Origin of the sequence: Sphingobium sp. LMA1-1-1.1, assembly GCF_040676365.1 — a bacterium.
Lineage (GTDB): Bacteria > Pseudomonadota > Alphaproteobacteria > Sphingomonadales > Sphingomonadaceae > Sphingobium.
This window is the reverse complement of record NZ_JBEGHS010000001.1, coordinates 938,718-953,876: the sequence shown is the minus strand read 5'-3', so window position 1 is coordinate 953,876 and position 15,159 is coordinate 938,718. Positions and strand designations below refer to the sequence as shown.

The 15,159-nt window shown below is 64.3% G+C and carries 14 protein-coding genes; 7 read left to right on the top strand and 7 right to left on the bottom strand.

Translation table 11 applies throughout. The features are described from left to right. Positions 1–3: 3 nt before the first annotated feature. Complete coding sequence (locus MRBLMA1_RS04600) at positions 4–834, bottom strand: PEP-CTERM sorting domain-containing protein (protein WP_363735251.1); 831 nt, start codon at positions 832–834, stop codon at positions 4–6. Between the two features lie 414 nt (positions 835–1,248). Between MRBLMA1_RS04600 and dksA the strand changes: the two genes are divergently transcribed. Both dksA and MRBLMA1_RS04590 read left to right on the top strand, forming a co-directional pair. Continuing rightward, the gene (gene dksA, locus MRBLMA1_RS04595) at positions 1,249–1,713 is read left to right on the top strand and encodes an RNA polymerase-binding protein DksA (protein WP_133651719.1); all 465 of its coding nucleotides are present in this window, start codon (positions 1,249–1,251) and stop codon (positions 1,711–1,713) included. 65 nt (positions 1,714–1,778) lie between these two features. After that, positions 1,779–2,144, top strand: coding sequence for a PilZ domain-containing protein (locus tag MRBLMA1_RS04590; RefSeq protein WP_363735249.1), 366 nt, complete (start codon positions 1,779–1,781; stop codon positions 2,142–2,144). A 227-nt stretch (positions 2,145–2,371) separates the two neighbouring features. Here MRBLMA1_RS04590 and MRBLMA1_RS04585 read toward each other — a convergent pair whose 3' ends face one another. Further along, positions 2,372–2,530, bottom strand: coding sequence for a YdcH family protein (locus tag MRBLMA1_RS04585; RefSeq protein ID WP_007684009.1), 159 nt, complete (start codon positions 2,528–2,530; stop codon positions 2,372–2,374). Between the two features lie 191 nt (positions 2,531–2,721). On the opposite strand from MRBLMA1_RS04585, the gene MRBLMA1_RS04580 reads away from it, so the two are divergent. The 5 genes from MRBLMA1_RS04580 (at position 2,722) to MRBLMA1_RS04560 (ending at position 10,788) form a co-directional block, all read left to right on the top strand. Further along, entirely contained in the window at positions 2,722–2,901 is a 180-nt protein-coding gene (locus MRBLMA1_RS04580; RefSeq protein WP_133651978.1) for a YdcH family protein, read from the top strand. 113 nt (positions 2,902–3,014) lie between these two features. Continuing rightward, complete coding sequence (locus tag MRBLMA1_RS04575; RefSeq protein ID WP_133651721.1) at positions 3,015–3,485, top strand: DUF1465 family protein; 471 nt, start codon at positions 3,015–3,017, stop codon at positions 3,483–3,485. A gap of 182 nt (positions 3,486–3,667) precedes the next feature. Beyond that, entirely contained in the window at positions 3,668–5,719 is a 2,052-nt protein-coding gene (locus MRBLMA1_RS04570) for an autotransporter assembly complex protein TamA (RefSeq protein ID WP_363735248.1), read from the top strand. Beyond that, the gene (locus MRBLMA1_RS04565) at positions 5,719–9,897 is read left to right on the top strand and encodes a translocation/assembly module TamB domain-containing protein (RefSeq protein ID WP_363735246.1); all 4,179 of its coding nucleotides are present in this window, start codon (positions 5,719–5,721) and stop codon (positions 9,895–9,897) included. The genes MRBLMA1_RS04570 and MRBLMA1_RS04565 overlap by 1 nt, the downstream gene beginning before the upstream one ends. 237 nt (positions 9,898–10,134) lie before the next feature. Beyond that, positions 10,135–10,788 carry an outer membrane protein gene (locus tag MRBLMA1_RS04560; RefSeq protein WP_363735245.1) on the top strand — a complete coding sequence of 218 codons (654 nt, stop codon included), beginning with the start codon at positions 10,135–10,137 and terminating at the stop codon, positions 10,786–10,788. Positions 10,789–10,923: 135 nt separating this feature from the next. Here MRBLMA1_RS04560 and pyrF read toward each other — a convergent pair whose 3' ends face one another. Genes pyrF through MRBLMA1_RS04535 form a run of 5 tightly spaced genes read right to left on the bottom strand, consistent with a single transcriptional unit; the run spans position 10,924 to position 15,158 of the window. Continuing rightward, on the bottom strand, positions 10,924–11,598 hold the full coding sequence (gene pyrF, locus MRBLMA1_RS04555; RefSeq protein WP_363735244.1) for an orotidine-5'-phosphate decarboxylase: 675 nt from the start codon (positions 11,596–11,598) through the stop codon (positions 10,924–10,926). Further along, positions 11,595–11,930, bottom strand: coding sequence for a lipopolysaccharide assembly protein LapA domain-containing protein (locus MRBLMA1_RS04550; protein ID WP_133651726.1), 336 nt, complete (start codon positions 11,928–11,930; stop codon positions 11,595–11,597). The genes pyrF and MRBLMA1_RS04550 overlap by 4 nt, the downstream gene beginning before the upstream one ends. A gap of 30 nt (positions 11,931–11,960) precedes the next feature. Next, positions 11,961–12,833, bottom strand: a complete 873-nt coding sequence (locus MRBLMA1_RS04545) for an aldose 1-epimerase (protein ID WP_363735242.1) — start codon at positions 12,831–12,833, stop codon at positions 11,961–11,963. A 14-nt stretch (positions 12,834–12,847) separates the two neighbouring features. Continuing rightward, positions 12,848–14,260 (bottom strand): sugar porter family MFS transporter, encoded by a 1,413-nt coding sequence (locus MRBLMA1_RS04540; RefSeq protein WP_363735241.1) that lies wholly within the window; start codon positions 14,258–14,260, stop codon positions 12,848–12,850. Positions 14,261–14,285: 25 nt separating this feature from the next. After that, entirely contained in the window at positions 14,286–15,158 is an 873-nt protein-coding gene (locus MRBLMA1_RS04535; protein ID WP_363735240.1) for an SMP-30/gluconolactonase/LRE family protein, read from the bottom strand. Between the last annotated feature and the right edge of the window lies 1 nt (position 15,159).

Genomic DNA, 15,159 nt, shown 5'->3' with positions numbered 1-15,159 from the left:
CGGTTAACCCTCGGCGCCTGCCTTGGCGCGTGCGAAACGCTTGCGCGCCAGCAGGGCGGCGGCGCCCGCCCCGAACAGCAGCACCATTGGCGGTGCCGGCACATCGGTCGGCGGCGGCGGATGATGATGGTCGCCGCCCGACGAGCTGGAAGAGGATGAGGAGGAAGTCGACGATGACGTCGAACTGCTGGTCGAGGAACTGGTCGAGGAGGAGCTGGACGTGGAGCTCGACGTCGACGAACTGCTCGTCACATTGCCGCTGGACGTGGAGACGTTGCCCGACGAGGTCGAGACATTGCCGGAGGAAGTCGACACATTGCCCGAAGAGGTCGAAACCCCGCCCGTGGACGTCGATACGCCTCCGGTCGAGGTGGACACGCCGCCCGTGGTAGAGCTGGTGGAACTGGTGATGCCGCCGGTCGAGCTGCTGGTGGAGGATATCACCACCGATCCGCCCGAACTGCCGCCGCTGCCGCCGAAGAAGCCGCCGAAAAATCCGCCGCCGCCAAAGCCGGGGCCGCCCGCCAGCACGACCGGCGCTCCACCACCGCCGCCGGACATGACCGGCATTTCCGCTGCCACTGCCGGTGCGGGCAGGGGAATGGGGGCGGCCTGGGTCGTGACATTCACCGTCTGCGGCGCGCAGGATACCGTTTTGACCACCCGCTGCACCTTGCGCACGGCATAATGCTTGCGCGGCGCTGCCTTGACGCTCTTCGTGCTCTGGACCCCTGCCGGACGCGCGCTTTCGGCGACATGGACCGCGCCACCGCCGATGATCGCTCCCCCGGCGGCGCAAGCGCATAATTTAGCCAATGCCATCCGTACCGACATAGGTTCCACTCTTGTTTGTTTTCGGCCCTGCAATCTTGCCACTGCGCTGCAGTAACGGAAGCGGGGCCTTCCCTATTGCTAACAACGCAAAATAAAGCGTTAACTTCAACGGCGTTAACTCTGAATATCGATGCCAAGTCGAGGAAAAAACTAATAAATTATGATCATATATGGTTAACGTCCCATAGTGAGACGAAGCCCCGCCGCATGGTTGATGCGGCTCGTCCATTTTCTTTTATCATTGGTCCATGCCCGGGAATCGCGATTTTTCGTGGATAAGCGCGCGGCGGGCAGCCCGTACCACGATTGCCCGCTTGTCTCAGGCCTTGACGCTGGCTATTAGGCGCCGTCAACCACAAGTCACGGATACCCCGGCACTTTCAGCACCGGGGGTCCCGCGAGTCGGAGAGCCAGATGGCATCGGTCCTGAATTCCGATAAAGACGGCCCAAATCCGCCGAAATCGGCTGTAATACTCCCGCCCGACTATCGTCCTTCCGCAGACGAAGAGTTCATGAACCCGCTCCAGCTGGAATATTTTCGGCAGCGCCTGTGGGACTGGAAGAAGCAGATATTGGCCGAAGCGGAAGGGACATTGGCGGTCCTGCAGAATGAGCCCCTTCGCGAACCCGACCTCAACGACCGCGCTTCGAGCGAGACCGACTGGTCGATCGAACTGCGCACACGCGACCGCCAGCGCAAGCTCATCTCCAAGATCGATGCCGCGCTCCGTCGCATCGATGAGGGCGAATATGGATATTGCGAAGTGACCGGTGAACCGATTTCGCTGGGCCGCCTGGAGGCCCGGCCGATCGCGACCATGACGGTCGAGGCGCAGGAACGGCACGAGCGGCAGGAAAAAGTCTCTCGCGACGATTAACCTTTTGTCCATGCCGCCATGGCAGGGTCGCCTGGAATTTCCAGTGATCTTGCAGGGCGTTATTGATGGATAGCAATCAGGATGGTGATGCCCGTGGCCCGGCGCGTTCCGGCCCGCGCGACAGTCTTTTCCTGCTTACCAACCTGAGTTCGGCGGACGGCGCTCCGCTCGGCCGCGCCCGTGTCCGTAACCTTTCCGCGACGGGCCTCATGGCTGATTGCGAACGCATCATACCTAACGGTCTGAATGTCCGCTTCGATCTGCGCGGCATCGGACAGGTCACAGGTTCGGTGGTCTGGTCGCGGGAAGACCGGGTCGGCATTGCGTTCGATGTGGCGATCGATCCTCAACTTGCGCGGCGTCCCACGTCCGCGTCGCCCGGTCAGTTGACCGTGCCTGATTATCTGCGCCAGCGGCGGTTTGTGCGCTGATCTTTTTCAGGCGCTTTCTGAAAACGCGTCCCCCAATCCGGCCTGAATAAGCCGGCGGACGAGGGTGCCAATGCTCAGCTACCTGGGATCACCCGTTTCCCGTCGTGCAAAGAAAAAGCTCCGCAGGCTCATCAGCCCCGGAGCTGTTCGGTTCACCGCTTTGGAAAGGGCAGGATCAGCGGCAAAACGACCGCCGATCCATGCCTTTCACGCAGGCGTCACCGCTGTCAGTGTTGCGCCTCCATTTCCTCCTTCAGCCGCAGCTTCTGCTTCTTGAGCGAGGCGACAAGGATCGCATCAGGCATGGGACGACTCGTCTCCGCCTTGATTCGCGCCTCAAGCCCGGCATGCTTGGCCGAAAGAGCTGAAATGTGGCTATTTTCCATGACATTCTCCTTACGAGGGCAATGGATGAACGAGTAGATCATGATTCGCTGGCCTTGTCTTCGGTCGATTCGTGCTTTGCGGCAGGCCGCGTTGAAATTTGCGATGGTCCGTGCGGGTCTGCCGGGCTATCAGGAGGCGATGGGACGGCAATGGGTGCGAAAGTAGGTGTATGGTGAGCCGCGAAGACATCATGCGTCGGCTGGAATTGCTGCGAATCGAACATCGCGATCTGGACGGCGCGATCAGTGCCCTTGTGGAGTCCGGTTCGGGCGATCAGATGCAGGTTGCGCGCCTGAAGAAGCGCAAATTGCGCCTGCGCGACGAAATGGCGTTGCTGGAAGATCAACTCGTTCCCGATATCATAGCCTGAGCGGCAGGAAATTGTAGTTAATGCCTGTCCCATTGATCCCGAATGAGACAATTCGCGGTTAACGGCGGCGGATCGGGACTGACAAGTCGCCTGCTCTATGCCACATATCCGCCATGAAACTCGCCGCTTCTCTTGACCAGGCCCTGCATCGCCGTCTGGTCGATGGTCTGTACGTGGAAGCCATGGTCATGGCTGACGAAGCGCGCGCCTATTTCGACTTTCGCGATGGAGACGAACCGGAGGTTGACGATCCTGTTCGCCGCGTCGCCTTCGCCTGCGAATCGCTCAAGGTCACGACCCGCCTCATGCACATCATCGCCTGGTTGCTGAGCCAGCGCGCGTGGCAGCGCGGGGAGGTCAGCGATGCGGAGATGCGAGACGAGAAATATCGCCTCGGCCATGCCGCGATCACGGATCCGGCGGTCGCCGGCAGCTTTCCCTTCGCCGCTCGCGCTTTGATAGAGGCAAGCCAGGACCTTTACGAACGGGTCGCCCGCCTGCAGGATCGCATGGTGTATCCGCGCGCGCAGGCGGAGCCCAATCCGGCCCGCGCACTGATGGATCGCCTCAACGCCGCTTTCTGACGGGCGGTCCTGCTGAACCATTCCCATGTCTGACCCTGGGGTCGGCAGATGCTTTCGACCGGCTCGGAACGAACGGAGGTTGAAGGTCTGCTTTCCTCGCTCCAGGCACAATCGCGCACGGCCTGCCTCGCCATGTTGTTGGGGGCTGGCCATCCGCCCGATAACTGGTCTAGATCAGCGATATGAACATCGGTTTGCGGACCTGTCGCCGCATTTCAGGCCTGCCGCAAGCTGCTCTGCTCGTGCCGCTGCTCCTTCTCCTGCCCGTCGCGCATGCGCAGGAGAAGCCGCAGGCTGGCGCCCAACCCGTTCCCGATCAACCCGACCTCGATCCCGGTCTGGCGCCCATGCCCGACATCGGCGTCGCCTGGCCTGACATGGGGCAACCCGACATCGTGACGCCGATGGTCGAACTGCCGCCGCAGTCCGCCGACGCGCCGCAGCAGGCGACTGCCCCCGAAACCGCCGAGGAGCCGGAGGAGAAAGCCGCCACTTTTGCGGACACGGGGGAGGAGCGCCGCTATACGGTTGCACTGACCGGCGTTGAGGACATTGCCGACGACCAGTTCACGACCCGCTTCAACGAATTGTCGGCGCTGCGCCAGGGGGAGGGGAAGCCCGCCAACCTTGCCCAGATCAACCGCCGTATAAAGGAAGACAGCGACCTGCTGGATCGCCTGCTGCGCGCCAAGGGCTATTACGCCGCGCGCGTCCGGGGAGCGGCCGCTGCTCCGCCGGCGGGCAGCGACAGGCTGGCGGTCACGTTCCGCATCGTGCCGGGCGCGCGCTACCTGCTTTCGGCCGTCAACCTGACGGGCCTGGAAACCACGGGCGAGCGGGAGGCGAAATTGCGCGCTGCCTTCCCGCCCAAGGTCGGTGACCCGGTCGACGCCGACGCCATCCTTGCCGGCCAGCAATCCCTGGCGGTCGCACTGTTCGAAAACGGCTTTCCCTTCGGGAAGGTGGAGGAGCCGGAAGTCCGTATCGATCATGAGGAGCGCAAGGGCGACCTGGATATCGTCGTCAATCCGGGCGCATATCGCACCTTCGGCAGGATCGTCATGGCCAATGACGCGCTGTTCAGCGCCCGTCACGTCCAGCGCATAGCTCGTTTCCATCCGGGCGACACCTATATGGCCTCCGATGTCGAGGATCTGCGGCAGGCGTTGATCGCGACCGGCCTGGTTTCATCCCTGACCATGACTCCCAGGGATGCCGAGGACGGGGAGCATGTCGACCTGGCGATCGATGCCCGGCCGGCGCCGCTGCGGACCGTCGCCGGCGAACTGGGTTATGGCACGGGCGAGGGCTATCGCGCCGAACTGAGCTGGACCAATCGCAATTTCTTCCCGCCCGAGGGGTCGGTGACGGTGCGCGGCGTGCTCGGCACGCAGGAGCAGACAGCGTCCTTCACCTATCGCCGCAACAATTTCCGCCGACGCGACAATGTGCTGACGGGCCTGCTGTCCGTCAGCAATATCAAGCGTGATGCCTATGATGCGCGCACCATCACCCTGTCCGGCGTGCTGGAGCGGCAGACCAACATATTATTCCAGAAGAAATGGGTCTGGCGCATTGGCGGCGAACTGATCGCATCGGATGAAGCCGACGCGTTCAGCAACGGCAACCGTCGCACGTTCCTGATCAGCGCCATTCCGTTGAGCCTTACCTATGACGGCAGCGATGATCTGCTGAACCCCAGCAAGGGTTTCCGCCTCGGCGGCCGCCTCAGCCCCGAACTGTCTTTCCAGAACAGCACTTTCGGCTATGCCCGCGTGCAACTCGACGGCAGCGTCTATCAGCCGATGAGCGACCGCATCGTACTTGCTGCCCGCGCCCGCTTCGGCACGATCCTGGGGTCGACGGTTGACCGGATCGCGCCCTCTCGGCGCTTCTACGCAGGTGGCGGTGCGTCGGTGCGCGGTTATGGCTATCAGGCCATTGGTCCCCGCTACGGTCCCAATGACGATCCGGTGGGCGGAAAGAGCCTGGCGGAATTTTCGTTGGAATCGCGCATACGCTTCGGCAATTTCGGCGTCGTGCCCTTTGTCGATGCCGGCAACATCTCGGCCAGTTTCCTGCCGCGCTTTCGGGACCTGCGCATCGGCGCAGGCATGGGCTTGCGCTATTACAGCAGTTTCGGTCCGATCCGCATCGACCTGGGCACGCCGCTCAACCCGCAGTCTGGCGACCCGAAGATCGCGGTCTATGTTTCGCTGGGACAGGCCTTCTGATGGCTGACGAAGCGCCCGAAACGCAGCCGCCGCGTCGCCGCCGCGCCTGGGATGGCCGTTGGCAGCGCTGGGTCGCTGGCGTGCTCGCCGCGCTGCTGCTGATCGTCGCGGGTGCGCTTGCCTGGCTCGACACCGCGCCCGGGCATCGCTTCCTCATTTCCCGCATCGCCAGGATCAGTCCGCCTTCGGGCTTGCGTATACATGTCGACCGGATCGACGGCAGCATTTACCGAAAGGCCGTTCTTCTGGGCGTCACCCTGTCGGATCCCAAGGGGGCGTTCCTTGACGCGCCGCGCGTGGAGTTGGACTGGTGGCCCTTTGCGTGGCTTTCCAACCGGCTCGACATCGACCGCCTCTTCATTCCGCAGGCTACGCTGCACAAGCTGCCGAAGCTCAATCCCAGCGAACGGGAAGGGCCGATCCTGCCCGGTTTCGACATTCGCCTGATGCAATTTTCGGTCGGCCGCCTCACCCTGGAGCGGGGTATCACCGGCAAGCTACAGCAGGCGACGCTCTCAGGCGATGCCGATATTCGCGGCGGCCGCGCCATTATCGACCTTGCCGCCCGGGTGCTGAACGGGGAGGATGCGCTCAACCTCGCGCTCGACAGCCGTCCTGACGACGACAAGTTCGACCTGGACGTCACGGTGAATGCTCCCAGGGGCGGCGTGCTGGCGATCATGGCGGGCTTGAGACAGGACGCCAATCTTCGCATCCAGGGGAGGGGAAGCTGGACCCGCTGGGATGGTCGGCTGGCCGGTACGTTGGACGGCGATCCGGCGATCGACCTGCAGTTGACGGCTCGCAGCGGCGCCTATGCGGCCACCGGTACCCTCGAAGGGTCGGCCATGGCAGGGCAGGGCCTCGTCCAGCGTCTTTCCGCGCCGCGCCTTGCCATCCAGGCAAGCGGGTCGATGGCCGACCGTGTCATCGACGGCAAGATCTTGCTCCGTTCCGCCGCCATCCATCTCAGCGCGGACGGCGCCATCGACCTGCGCAACAATGCGCTCGACAACCTGCTGGTCGACGTGAAGCTGGCCCGTCCCCAGGCCTTGCTCAGGTCGATGGGGGGACGGGACGTTGCGGCGCGCGTCCGGCTGGATGGTCCGTTATCCGGCTTCGGCTATGAATATCTGCTCACCGCCAGACAGCTCGCCTTCGGCAAGACCGTGATCAACGACGTCCGTGCCGAGGGGAAGGGTCGCAAGGCCAAAGGGGGCGTCGCGCTGATCCCGCTCCACCTGCGTGCCCGCCGGCTCGACGGTCAAGGGCCGCTGGTGGAAGGCATCATCCGGAATTTCGAACTCAACGGCGTGCTGCAACTCAGGAACCAGCAGATCGTCAGCAATCCGATGACGGTGCGGTCCGACAAGCTGCGGGGCAAGCTGCTCTTCCTCGCCGACCTGAAATCCGGACGGTACGACATTGGCCTGGACGGTCAGGTCAGCGGCCTTGCCATTCGCGGCCTGGGCATTGTCGACCTGACGTCTAAGCTCCGCGCTGTCCCCGGCGCCAAAGGCGCCTTCTCCTTGAGCGGCGACGCGATGGCGCGGATGCGGCGGCTGGACAACAGCTTCCTGCGGTCGCTGGGGGGCGGCCTGCCCGTGCTGCGCAGCGGCCTGTCGCTGGGTCCGGACGGCCAGCTTCAGTTCACCAATCTCCGCCTTGACGCGCCGCTGTTGAAGCTGGCGGCCAAGGGCTATCGCCGTCGTGACGGCACGTTCCATTTCGAAGGCAGCGGTCAGCACAGAAGCTATGGCCCGCTGCGCCTGATCCTGGACGGCAAGATCGATCGCCCGACGGTCGATGTCGTCCTGCAAAGCCCGCTGAAGGCGCTCGGCGTCACGGACATGCACGCCCATCTGGTCCCCGATGCGGCGGGTTACGGCTTCACGGCGGAGGGCGGATCGACGCTCGGTCCCTTCACCGGCAATGGCGCGATCCTGCTGCCGCCGGGCGGCCAGGCGATCGTCCGCATCGCGCGGGTCACCGCATCGGGCGTCAGCGCCGGCGGTGACCTGCGCCCGGTGACAGGCGGGCTCGATGGCGTGCTGAACGTCGGTGGTCCGGTGACCGGTTCGATCGCCTTCGCCCCGGTAAATGGCGTCCAGCAATTGAAGCTGGCCCTGACCGCGACCGACGCCAGTTTCGATGGGCCGACCAGCATTGCCGTACGCCGGGGCAAGCTGGACGCGACAATCCTGCTTGACCCTTCGGGTACGACGATCAACGCGACGACGCAGGCGAGGGGCCTGCGCATCGGCGCCGTCCAGATCGGGCGCCTTGCCGCCAATGCCGATCTGGTCGACGGCAGCGGCAAGGTGACGGCCAGCCTTTCCGGCCAGCGCGGCCGCCTCTTCAACCTCAGCGGCGAGGCGCAGGTCACGCCCGACCGTATCCAGATCCAGGCCGGCGGCACCATCGACGAACGGCCCATCAAGCTCAATCGTCCGGCCCTCGTCAGCCGCACGCAGGACGGCTGGCGGCTCGACCCCGCCTCCATCAGCTTCGCGGGCGGTTCGCTCCAGCTTGGCGGTGAACTCAGCGGCGGGACGACCAGCATAGAGGCGCGGTTGCAGAAACTGCCGCTGTCGCTGCTCGATATCGCCTATGACGATCTGGGCCTGGGCGGCACGGCGACGGGCTCGCTCAGCTATGTGCACAGGCGGGGCGACATGCCGACGGGCAAGGCCGAACTGCGCGTGCGTGGTCTTTCCCGATCTGGCCTGTCGCTCAGTTCCCGTCCGGTCGATGCGGGCGTCAACGCGATCTTGACGCACGACCGGCTTGCCACGCGCATGGTCTTCGTGGCGAACGGCCAGACGATCGGCCGCGCGCAGGTGCTGCTGACGCCGCTCGGCTCGGAAGGCTCTTTGGTCGAGCGCCTCAATCGCGCGCCCCTCTTCGCGCAGCTTCGCTATAATGGCACTGCCGACACGCTCTGGCGCCTCACGGGGGTGGAGATTGTCGACATTTCCGGCCCCGTCAGCATCACTGCCGACGCGCGCGGCACGCTGGGCAATCCCGTCATTGCCGGATCGCTGGCAACCGACGCCGCGGCGATCAACAGCCCCGTCACCGGCATGCGGCTGCACGACGTCAAGGCCCGCGGCCGCTTCTCCGGCGCGCAGCTCGTCATGACCAGTTTCAGCGCAGCCGCGCAAAATGGCGGGACGGTTACGGGTACGGGCAGCTTCACCTTCAAGGGCATAGCGGGCGTCGGGATGGACCTGCGCCTCCAGGCGGAAAATGCCGCGCTGCTGGAACGGGACGACATTGCCGCTACCGTGACAGGCCCCATCACGATCATTTCCACGGGCAAGGGCGGCACCATCGGTGGCGACCTGATCCTCAACCGCAGCCGCTTCACCATGGGGCGGGCGGCCGCCGTCGCGCAAATTCCGGAACTGCGCGTGATCGAAACCAATCGTCGCGGCGACGAGCTGGAGCGACCGCGCACCAGCATTCCCTGGAACCTCGCCATCAAGGCGCGCGCCCGCAACCGCCTGACCGTCACCGGCCTCGGCCTGGAGAGCGAGTGGCGTGCCGACCTGGACATTGGCGGCACCGTCACCAGCCCGGCCATCGCTGGTACGGCCGACCTCGTCCGGGGCACCTATGATTTTGCCGGCCGCCGCTTCGACCTGAGGGAAGGGAAGATCCAGTTCGATGGCCGCACCCCGGTCAATCCGACGCTCGACATTGATGCAGAGGCGAATGTCAGCGACCTGACCGCCACCATCCATGTCGGCGGCACGGGCCTCAAACCCGTGATCAGCTTCACCAGCGTGCCCGCGCTGCCGCAGGACGAGCTGCTGTCCCGGATCCTGTTCGGCACGTCGATCACCAGCCTGTCCGCGCCCGAAGCGCTGCAACTCGCGTCGGCGGTGGGTTCGCTCCAGGGACAAGGTGGCCTGGATCCGATCAATGCGGTGCGCAAGGCGGCGGGGCTCGACCGGCTCCGCATCATTCCTGCCGACCCGACGCAGGGCCAGGGAACATCGATCGCGGCGGGCAAATATCTGACCCGCAAGACCTATGTGGAGCTGATCACCGACGGTCAGGGCTATTCCGCCACCCGCATCGAATATCAGGTCACTCGTTGGCTGTCGCTGCTTGCCGCCATCTCCACCCTGGGCCGCGAAAGCGCCAATGTGCGCATTTCGAAGGATTATTGAGCGCGGCCGATTGCCGCGTCGATCCAATTAGGGCGATGGGCATGGAGCAACGTCGTCACATGCTGATCGACTCATCGCTCCATTGGCTCGATCACGCGACAGACTACATTGTTTCTGTGGCATAAATGACACAAATTCAATTGTTTATCCTGGGTTCATGAAACCCGACGGGACGCTCGCGACTTCATCGTCTTCCCGACTGACAGGGAATTGAGAAGACAAGGTGGAGTATTGAATATGCGTAAGATCCTGGTCGCAACCCTCCTCACCGGCGCAGCGGTCGCGAGCCCCGCCATGGCGCAGGACGCCAATCCCACTTTCACCGGGCCGCGCGTCGAGGCCATTCTGGGCTATGACCATACCGGTGCCGGCAGCAGCGTCGACAATGACAATAGCCGCGACGATCAGTCGATCGACGGCCTGCTCTACGGCGTGGGTGCCGGCTATGACGTGAACCTTGGTAGCGCCGTGGTTGGCGTCGAGGGTGAATTTACCGACTCCACCGCCAAGAGCAGCCGCACCGACCCGACCGACCAGTTCGGCTTCGGCCGCGTCAAGCAGGGCCGCGACCTCTATATCGGGGCACGCGCGGGCATTCTCGCCAGCCCCAACACGCTGGTTTATGTGAAGGGCGGCTACACCAATACGAAGCTGGACGTGCTCGCCGGCAACACCAATGTGGAGACCGATACCAATTTCAAACTGGACGGCTGGCGCATTGGCGCGGGCGTGGAACGCGCCCTCAGCGCCAACAGCTTTGCCAAGCTTGAATATCGCTATTCCAAATATGAGGATGCGCATATCGACTTTGCGAATGGTACGACGACCGATGAATTCGGCATCGATACCGACAGGCACCAGGTCGTCGCCAGCCTGGGTTGGCGGTTCTGACTGGGAAGGGCGGGAGGGGCTCAGCCCCTTCACGCCGCCCTTTTCGATAGCCTGGAACCGGCAATCGGAAGCAGGCATGAAAAACCCTCCCCACGCCTTGCGCGGGGAGGGTTTCCTGTCAATCTCGCCTTGCTCTTAAAGCGTCGCCTCTATCTCGCGCGCGGCGATGTCGGGATTGTCCGCAAGGCTGATCGGCCGCCCGACCACCAGGATCGAAGCGCCTCGGTCCAGCGCCTCGCGCGGCGTCACTGCGCGCTTCTGGTCGCCCATGGCGCCGCCCGCCGGCCGCACGCCCGGCACGACGAAGAACCCATCGGGCCAGGCCTTCTTCGCCAGCGCAACCTCCTCGCCGGAACAGACGATACCATCCAGCCCCGCGCTGCGCGCCAGGTCAGCCAGTCGCGCCACCTGATCCTCTGCCCTGCCGCCAATGCCGATATCCAGCAGATCGCCATCATCCAGGCTGGTCAGCACGGTCACTGCAACCACTTTCGTATTCACCCCGGCCGCCGCCTTCGCATTTTCCAGCATGGCGCGTCCGCCCGCGGCGTGGACGGTCAGGATCGCGGGTTCCAGCACATGCAGCGCCTGCACCGCCTTGGCGACGGTGTTCGGAATATCGTGCAGCTTCAGGTCAAGAAAGATCGGCAGGCCGAACTTCATCATCTCATGAACGCCATGATGGCCATGGGCGCAGAAAAATTCGAGGCCCAGCTTCAGCCCGCCGACATGATGGCGCACCTGCTGCGCAAGTTCCTGGGCTTTGCGCAGGTCGGGCGTATCGATGGCGACATAGATCGGGCTGGTCATGCTGGTCCTGTGCTGGAGAGGGTAGGAGAGGCGGACGTGTCGTCCGCAACGGCGAGGGACGATGAAAGGGGGTGAGAGGGCGCAGTGGTTGCCGCGACGAGAGCGCGCTCCGTGTTTTCCAGCTTGCGCTTCATCCGCCACCGCGTCGCACGCGCCATGATCCAGAAGGGCAGCGCTCCCAGCAAATAGGCGCCGATCAGCAGGACCGGCAGCTTGGTTTCCATGACCAGGTCGCCCCAGAGGTTCACTTCCACGCGCGTGTAATTGGCGACGCAGAATAGCGCGAGGGCGACGGCGATGACGACCCAGAAGGCAGTCCGCAGAAATTGCATCAACGCTCCTATAGCTGCTGAGCGCGCAGCTTAGGCGATTTTGTCGCGCTGCGGAAGCACCTCGTCGGCCTGAGAGACGGCGATGCGCAGGGAAAGCGTCTTTTCCGCGCCCGGTTCGATGCTTTCCATGCCGCCGGGGCGGTTGACGGCATCGGGCATGTGGGTGACCGGCTCAAGGCAGAAATGGCCTGAGAGAGGCGGCCGATAGACATGGAACCAGCCAGCGCCCACCGCGCTCAGCAGGATTCGCGTCCCGTCTCCCCGCTGGATGGCGGCGCTTCCGTTCCAACCGCCATAGACATTGTCGATCAGCCTGTCGCCCCGCACCGGCGCGCCGGCGGACCAGTCGCCCAGCATATCTGCCGCAACCTCCTGCACGGGCAGCATGTCTGCCGTGGCAAGCCACAGCCGGTCCGCCTGGAATTGAAGCGATGTGCCTTCATCCGCCTGGAAATAGGGGTGAAAGCCAAGGCCCGCCGGCATGGGCGCATCGCTGATGTTGTGCAGCATCAGCCGCATCTCGATCGCATTGTCCGACAGGGTGAAATGCTGCTGCGCCTCATAGGCCCAGGGCCAGCCGTCATGGCCGCCATGATGGTGCGTCAGATGCGCGCTGTTTTGCATGACCGCCTCGACATGCCATGCGTTGGTCCAGCCCAAGCCGTGGATGCTGTGGGGATGGTCCCCGAAATTGAGCGGCAATCGCACGTCGCGACCGCCGAAACGAAAGCGGCCATGGGCGATGCGGTTGGTGTAGGGCACCAACGGAAAGCTGGCCATCTGCAATGGATCGACATTGTTCGCGGCAGCGGGCCGCAAAATGTCCGCACCCGCGAAGCGTACCGCTGCCAGCGATCCGCCGACGGCGGGGGCGAGCACGGCTTCCGCCGCGCCCGCCTTCAAGGTGATCAGGCCGGTCAGCCGACCATGTCCTCAAGCTCGCGACCCTTTGTTTCATGCACCAGGGCGCGAACGAAGAAGAAGGAGATGGCTGCGAAGAAGGCATAGCCGGTATAGGTGATCGCAAGGCCGGGCGACACCGCCAGCGCCGGAAAGCTGACGGAGATCAGCGCATTGGCGATCCACTGGGCAAAGCCGGATACGGCAAGGCCCGATCCCCGGATCTGGTTGGGGAACATCTCGCCCAGCATGACCCACATGATCGGACCCCAGCTCATGTTGAAGAAGATCACGTAGAGATTGGCGGCAACCAGTGCGATCACGCCGTTATTGCCGGGCAGCGTCACCGCCCCGCCTGGCGCAGTGACCGCCGTGGAAAAGGCATAGGCGACAGTGGCCAGCGTCACCGCCATCCCAGCCGATCCGATCAGCAGCAACGGCTTGCGCCCGATCCTGTCGACCAGCGCGATGGTGGCAAGGCAGGCGCCGATCGACAGCACGCCCGACAGGATGTTGGTCTGCAGCGCATAATCTTCGGAAAAGCCCACGGCTTCCCACAGCGTCGCCCCATAATAGAAGACGACGTTGATGCCGACGAGCTGCTGGAAAACGGCCAGGCCTATGCCGGTCCAGACGATGGGGCGGATCTTGCCGCTGGCCTTGTCGACCAGGTCGCTGAGCTTGGGCCGGTGATGGTCGGCGGCCAGGCTGTTGCGGATTTCCACCACCTTGCGCGATGCGGCCTCCGCACCGAACAGGCGCGTGAGCACGGCATGGGCGCGCTCTTCCTGCCCGCGCGCCACCAGATAGCGGGGGCTTTCCGGGATGACCAGCAGCGCCAGGAAGTAGATCGCGGCCGGAATGGCCTGGAGCCAGAACATCCAACGCCAGGCCGGAAAGTCCAGCCACAACTGCGCCGTCGATCCGCCGGCATAGCGCGCCAGAACGAAATTGGCGACGAACGCGCCGGTCAGGCCGGAGATGATCATCACCTGCTGCACGCTGGACAGCCGGCCGCGCACCGCAGCGGGCGTGACTTCGGAAATGTAGACCGGGGAGATCACGCTCGCCGCGCCCACGCCAAGGCCGCCGATGATGCGCGCGATGATGAAGATGGCGGACGATCCCGCCGCACCCGCCAATAATGCGCTGAACAGGAAAAGCACGGCCGCCAGCATCATCACGCCGCGCCGCCCGATCAGGTCGGCCATGCGCCCGGCCAGAAATGCGCCGACGGAGGAGCCCACCAAAATGGCGCCGACATTGACGCCGATCCCCAGCTTGCCAAGGTCGAAGGCGCTTTCCAGCCCCTTCTGCGTGCCGTTGATGACGCCGCTGTCATAACCGAACATGAAACCGCCGATGGTCGCGACGGCGACGATGGCGGCGATGAAAGCCATATTGACCTTCTCGGCACTCCCTTCCGACATTCCTGCTCCTCCTCCGATTTATATTCTAAATGGTTGCGATATGGGATGTTTGGCCGCGTACGCCGGGATCGAAAGCGAAAAGATCACCCGCACTGGGCTGCGCGACAAGCTGGTCGTTCGTCAAGCCCTTCCGCGCAGTGGTGGCATAGGCGACCGACAGGTCAGGCCCGCCAAAGGCGATCTTCGTGACGTTGGCGACGGGAAAGCGGACCTCCGACATCAGCTTTCCGGCGGGATCATAGCGCCGCGCGGCCCAGCCGGCGAACAGCCCTGTCCAAAGGCAGCCTTCCGCATCGATGGTCGGGCCGTCCGGATAGCCGGCGCCCTCCTCTATATCCACGAACGCAGCCGTATCATGCAGCGTGCCGTCGGCGGCGATCCGCGTCCGCCAGATCCGCTTGCCGAGCGTATCGGTGTGATAGAGCAGAGTGCCGTCGGGCGAGACGGCAGGGCCGTTGGTAATGGAAACGGGGGGCAGCCCACTTTCGGTCAGCCGCCCCTGGTACAGGCGGTAGAAGCGCCCCTCATCGGCCTCTTCCCCATCGTCCATCGACCCGAACCACAGGCCGCCGGCCGGATCGACGGTGGCATCGTTCAGTCGGTTTCCGGGCCGGTCGGCCTCCGGCGCATGGAGCAGGGCGAAGCTGCCGTCGTCCGGATCGAAACGATGCACACCGGACTGGAGCCCGGCCGCGAAGAGGCCGTCCTGCGTCGGCAATATCCAGCCGACCTGCGCGGGCGCATCCCAACTGCGCGCCACGCCCAGACCGGGATCGAAGCGATAGATGCGCTTCTCCTTGATGTCGACGAACCAGAGGGCCGCTTCCCGCGCCACCCAGACGGGGCCTTCGCCCAGCGTTGCGCCGATGGCCAGTACGCTTTCCGGAACGCTGCCCATG